The organism is Bartonella sp. AC70YNML (genome assembly GCF_042196545.1).
Taxonomy (GTDB): Bacteria; Pseudomonadota; Alphaproteobacteria; order Rhizobiales; family Rhizobiaceae; genus Bartonella.
In genome coordinates this window covers 72,355-77,316 of record NZ_JBHIQK010000008.1, presented here as the reverse complement: position 1 = coordinate 77,316, position 4,962 = coordinate 72,355, and the positions used below count along the sequence as shown (strand labels likewise).

Here is a 4,962-nt window from a genome sequence, read left to right as displayed (position 1 = left end):
AGAGCATGGGAAGTGGCACCTTGAGAAAAGGAGGAAAGCGGAAAGGAGGAAGGGGGTGAAAGAAGGGTGGGGTGGATGTCTGTGAGAGGGTGGTGCATTTTGGAGTCCTGTTTTGGGATACCTTGTTGGGGCATGTGTTGGGATGCCTGTGTGGGGCTTTTGCATGGGGAAAACGCTTTTGTGATGAGAGAAAAATGGTCGATGTTGACGCGTTTTACGGTGTGAAGAGCTTATCCAAGTGTTGTTTTGCCGCCCTTTGTTTTGTGTTATTTTGTCCGATGCTATTGTGGTTTTGAAACGTTTTTATCCCTGCGCGTGCTTGAAAAATACGTTGTTTTGTGATGTCAAAAATTGTCGCTATAGTTGATCAAACTGCGGTAAAGCGTGTCGTTGTTCTCAGAGGTAAAAGATGAGGAGCTTCCCTGTTTTTGCTGTTCTTGCCGTTCGATCTCACGGCGAAACCAGTTGCGCCATGTGGCTTGCCAGTCTACTTTGAGAGCTTCTTTGCCGCTCTTGGCTTTCCAATAGTCGCGAAATTTTTTGGCTTGCCAAAGAGCTTGGCTTTCACTCAAGCCTTCTGAAACTGCCGCCTTGATGTCTGCTTGCCAATGCTCAGGAAGACGGTACCCTTTGGCAACTGAGGCTGTGGTTTTTTTGTTGGAAGAAGAAGGAATGGAGGAAGGAAGATTGCTGAGGGGAAGAGTGGTGGCGGATTTTGTCTTTTCCCCCGTGACAATTTGCGCGATAGGGGCGGGAGTGAACTCCGCTTGGGGAGCGTTTAAAGGGGAGGCGTTTTTTTGCTCCGCTTCTTCTTGTGGAGGAGAAGGGAGAGGTGAATCAAGAGCCGATAAGGGTGATGGATGATCGCTTTGTTCAAAACTCTCTTCGCAGGAAAAACAAGGTTCTGTCTCATCAAACAAAATTTTCTTTTCTAAAACACCGTAAGGTGTTTCCTTTTCTTCTGCCTTTTGAGCTTTTGAGCTTTGTGCAACATCTTTTGTACTTTCGTTAAGCAGTTGTTGCATCTCTACATTGATTTTCTTGCGTTTTTTTGCCGAAGAACGACCCGCAAAGGATTTTTGTTCAAGCAATTTTTCACGCTCTTGAAAAACATTTTCGCAACGCTTATTCCATAATCCATTGGCTAAATTTAAAATCTTACCCTCTTGGATGAGCATCTCTAAAACATTAACAAAAGTTCGCTTGTCACAACCACAAAGACGCGCTAAACGTTCTTTCGATATTTCTAAAGGTCGGCCACGGGCATACATTTCATTGAGAAGAATCGTATAGATTCCAATTTCGTGTGCGCGCATCCCACGTACACCTCCTAGAAAGTCATTTTGATACCAACAAACATATGGAAGCCTAGACGATTCATAATGAGGAGTTTCTTGTTGATTAGCGTGTTTCATACTGCAATCTACTTTCTTCTTTTTTATACATTTTTATTGATGATAAAAGCTCAAATAAGGATTTAACTTGTGTTGCTTTTGGCTCTGTTCGATGATGACGAGAGGCTTCTTTACGATGCTTATAAATGATTGGCTGTGCTTGAAGCGCATGCAAACTTACGATTTAAGATTGCGGTGATGGAAAAAATAAAGAATACCACACATTCTCAACGTACTTTCTTTTGGGCAGAAGCTTTGGAGGTGGTCTTTTATATCCGGTAGGGTGGTTAAAGTGTTTTTATGAGCTAAAAATAGAAAATTCCCCCTAAAAAGTAAAATTTGTTTCCTTAATTTTATCCTTTTTAGAGGATAATGCAAGCCCGTTTTATAAAAAGGACGTGTTTTTTTAAAAAGACGCGCTATATGGTGAAATTATGAATATCGATGGTTGGCGTCAAAGATTAAAGACCGCTTTGGAAAAAAGTGGGCGGTCAAAAAGATCTATCTCTCTCTCTGCCGGTAAAGGCGCGGGGTACCTTCATTCTATTCTTTCTGAAGGAAAAGAACCAACAATCGAATCTCTCTCGCGAATTTGTCACGAAATTAATATCAGTATGAATTATATTCTTTACGGAAAAGGGGCTAGCCCTGAAGATAAAGAATTTATAGAGCTTATTTCGAAACTCTCTCCGCAAGAGAGACAGGCGATTTTGACTCTTTTGCGGCGGCCAATTGACGAAGCTTCAAAATAACTTCCTTCTGTGCTTTTGTGTCAAGGCGACTCCAGTATTTTATTAATATTATGTCACTCATTTTATCTCTCCTGTGTGTTTATAATTGCAATTTTGTAAGAACAAATAGAGAACAACAAAGGGGCATGAGAGGAACAAAGAATAATAGATTTTTCTTTACATATGTCATTTGAACCCCGTAGATATTTAAAATATATCTTTTATGAAGGATAAAATGATTGACATCTCTCCTATAGAGGATATAAGACTAACGCTATATTTAGTCTTGTCAAGACAAGGCTATGCTTTATCAACTATCTAAAGGGGGAAATCATGAAAAATATTTCATTCGTTAAAGAGGATGAAATCATTGTCGTTTTATGCGAAGAGGAAAATCCTTGTACTTATGAAGGACCAATCGACGAAATCGAAGAGGTGCTCGAACTGATTGAAGAATATGAAACTGTTTATAGAGTTTTACGACTCGATCTGACAACTTCTTATGCTGAAGATGTTACGGAACAAATCGCTGATTTTTATGTCGAAAATCATGAAATAAATGAAGAAAATACACAATTGCAGCCCTTCATTTTGAATAGTGAAGCGTATCATGCTTTTTTAAATGAAAGAGCGGCGTGCGATTATGAAGATAATCTCTATGGCTCTTATGAAAAACAGCATCGTTTACGCCCATGTGATGTCTTGACAGATTATTGGTGGTAAACATGACAAGTTATCTCAAGACTTCTTATCGAGGGATTCCACTTTATTATGCTGGAAATATGCGAAATTTAATCAGACTCGAACCACAAAAACACGACGCTCTTCTTTTTATCTCGCAAGAAGCGGCGCTGTCTATGGCAAAAAAATTGGCGGAAGAATATCTCCGCTATGATTTTTCCGTCGTGCAATAGCAGGGTTGAAAAAAGAAGCCGCAATGATGGGCCAAAGTGCTTTTTCATTGCGGTGACAATGGTGCGCGTTATGCTTTCGTCTAGGGAGGCCGCTGCTTGGGAGGGACTTAGCTGATATGGAAAAGGAGGGGATGAGAAACTTGTGGGGAGAAAGAATGGGGGGAGCTTGAAGCGTATGCAAGGCATATGCTGGAGGGGAGATATGAGGTGTGGAAAAGGGGGGCAGCCGTATAGCGTTGAGGAGATGTCAATCTTTAAAAAAAGCTTTGTGTAGGGGGAAAGAGTAGAGTGTTGAGGGAGGGGGGAAAGCAGAGAGCTTTGAGCGCAGGGAGTGCAAAGAGCTTGGACATGAATGTGAAAGCATGCTGGGAAATGGGGGAAGGTGTTTGAGGGGGAAGAAGAGGAAGGCGCTATGGGGGCGCGGTTCTGACCGTTTTTGTGTTGAGCCTTAGGGAGATAATGACGGGCAAGGTTTTTTTTATCGGGGAGAAAATATCACGCGTTATGCTTTCGTCTAGGGAGGCCGCCGCTTGGGAGGGACTTAGCTGATATGGAAAAGGAGGGGATGAGAAACTTGTGGGGAGGAGGGATGTTGGGGGGGGCGTTTCCAACAGCTTTTGTGATTTCAGTAGCACAATATTTAAGGATGCTGTCATTCTTAGTGGGGAATGCATCTTAAAAGATATGAATGTTTCAAAGAGAATATGTTGCAAAAAAAAGCACTTTAAAGATTAAGGAGAGAAATACCATGCCAATCATTATCGATTGTATTCAAGGAACAGAGGAATGGCAGCAAGTGCGTAATGGTTTGATTACGGCTTCGTTGTTTGAGATGGTGATGGCACGAACAAAACAAGGGCAAAAAACGTCACGCTATCAGAGTGTGATGATGAAATTGGCGGGAGAAAGAATTACAGGAAAAACCGTTGATGAAGGGACAACACTTTCTCAGCGACGTGGGACTGAATTAGAACCAAGCGCGCGACAGCTTTATGGGAAACTGACACATACAGAACCTAAATGTATTGGCTTTGTTTTGGCTGATGATCGCGGACAAGGATTTTCTCCCGATGCTTTTGTGGGAAAAAATGGATTGTTGGAAATTAAAACAAAAAAACCTGAAATTTTAATTCCTCATTTCATGCAAAAGGGCTTTCCAGCAGAACATAAAGCACAATGTCAAGGAGGGTTATGGATTTCTCAACGCGAATGGGTGGATTTAATGCTCTATTGGCCAAATATGCCACCTTTGATTAAACGGGCTTATCGTGATGAAGCCTATATTTGCAAGCTTGAAAATGAAATTAGCCGTTTTAATGAGGCGTTGGAGAAGATGGTACAGCAAATTAAATCGGTTGAGACAGGTTTTCATATAAGAACAGAAATTGCTTTGAAGGAGGGAGAAAGCGGGGAGCTTGGAGCGCATGCAAGGCGTATGCTGGAGGGCAAAGCAAGAATGAGACGCAAGAGGGGAAGAAAGGGATCTTGTGTAGCGTTGAGGAGAGGCAAAGTTCTATAAAAAAGAAATTCAGAGGGAAAAGAGCAAAGCATATGTTGGAAGAGGGTGCCAAACAAGGGGGCGCAGGGAAGCAGGGAGCACAAAGAGCTTGGCTATGAATGTGAAAGCATATTGGGACAATGGGGGGTAAAAGCGGGGAGCTTGAAGCGCATGCAAGGCGTATGCCGGAGGGCAAAACGAGAATGGGAGTAAGGCCAAGTGTTTAGAGATATGGTGGCATGATTTTGGGAGCTTTTGTGGTGAGTGCTGGGGGAGCGGCAATGATGGGCAAGTGTGTTTTTTATTGCTGTGACAATTGTATACGTTATGCTCCCGTTCTTGAGGGGAAAGCTTAGGGGCGCCGCTTGGGGAGAAGAGCTTTGCAGGAATTTTCTTAGCCAACATGGAAAAGGGGGGCATGAAGA

The 4,962-nt window shown here is 42.4% G+C and carries 5 protein-coding genes; 4 read left to right on the top strand and 1 reads right to left on the bottom strand.

What is annotated here, in order from left to right:
* Positions 1-344: 344 nt before the first annotated feature.
* Complete coding sequence (locus ACFIMU_RS06585) at positions 345-1,415, bottom strand: YdaU family protein (protein WP_375607061.1); 1,071 nt, start codon at positions 1,413-1,415, stop codon at positions 345-347.
* Positions 1,416-1,828: 413 nt separating this feature from the next.
* Between ACFIMU_RS06585 and ACFIMU_RS06580 the strand changes: the two genes are divergently transcribed.
* The 4 genes from ACFIMU_RS06580 (at position 1,829) to ACFIMU_RS06565 (ending at position 4,558) form a co-directional block, all read left to right on the top strand.
* Entirely contained in the window at positions 1,829-2,146 is a 318-nt protein-coding gene (locus ACFIMU_RS06580; RefSeq protein ID WP_375607060.1) for an XRE family transcriptional regulator, read from the top strand.
* 312 nt (positions 2,147-2,458) lie between these two features.
* A complete protein-coding gene (locus ACFIMU_RS06575; protein ID WP_375607059.1) occupies positions 2,459-2,848 on the top strand; it encodes a hypothetical protein in 390 nt (129 codons plus the stop codon).
* A 2-nt stretch (positions 2,849-2,850) separates the two neighbouring features.
* Positions 2,851-3,039 carry a hypothetical protein gene (locus ACFIMU_RS06570; RefSeq protein ID WP_375607058.1) on the top strand — a complete coding sequence of 63 codons (189 nt, stop codon included), beginning with the start codon at positions 2,851-2,853 and terminating at the stop codon, positions 3,037-3,039.
* A 748-nt stretch (positions 3,040-3,787) separates the two neighbouring features.
* Positions 3,788-4,558 carry a lambda exonuclease family protein gene (locus tag ACFIMU_RS06565; RefSeq protein ID WP_375607057.1) on the top strand — a complete coding sequence of 257 codons (771 nt, stop codon included), beginning with the start codon at positions 3,788-3,790 and terminating at the stop codon, positions 4,556-4,558.
* Positions 4,559-4,962 lie beyond the last annotated feature (404 nt).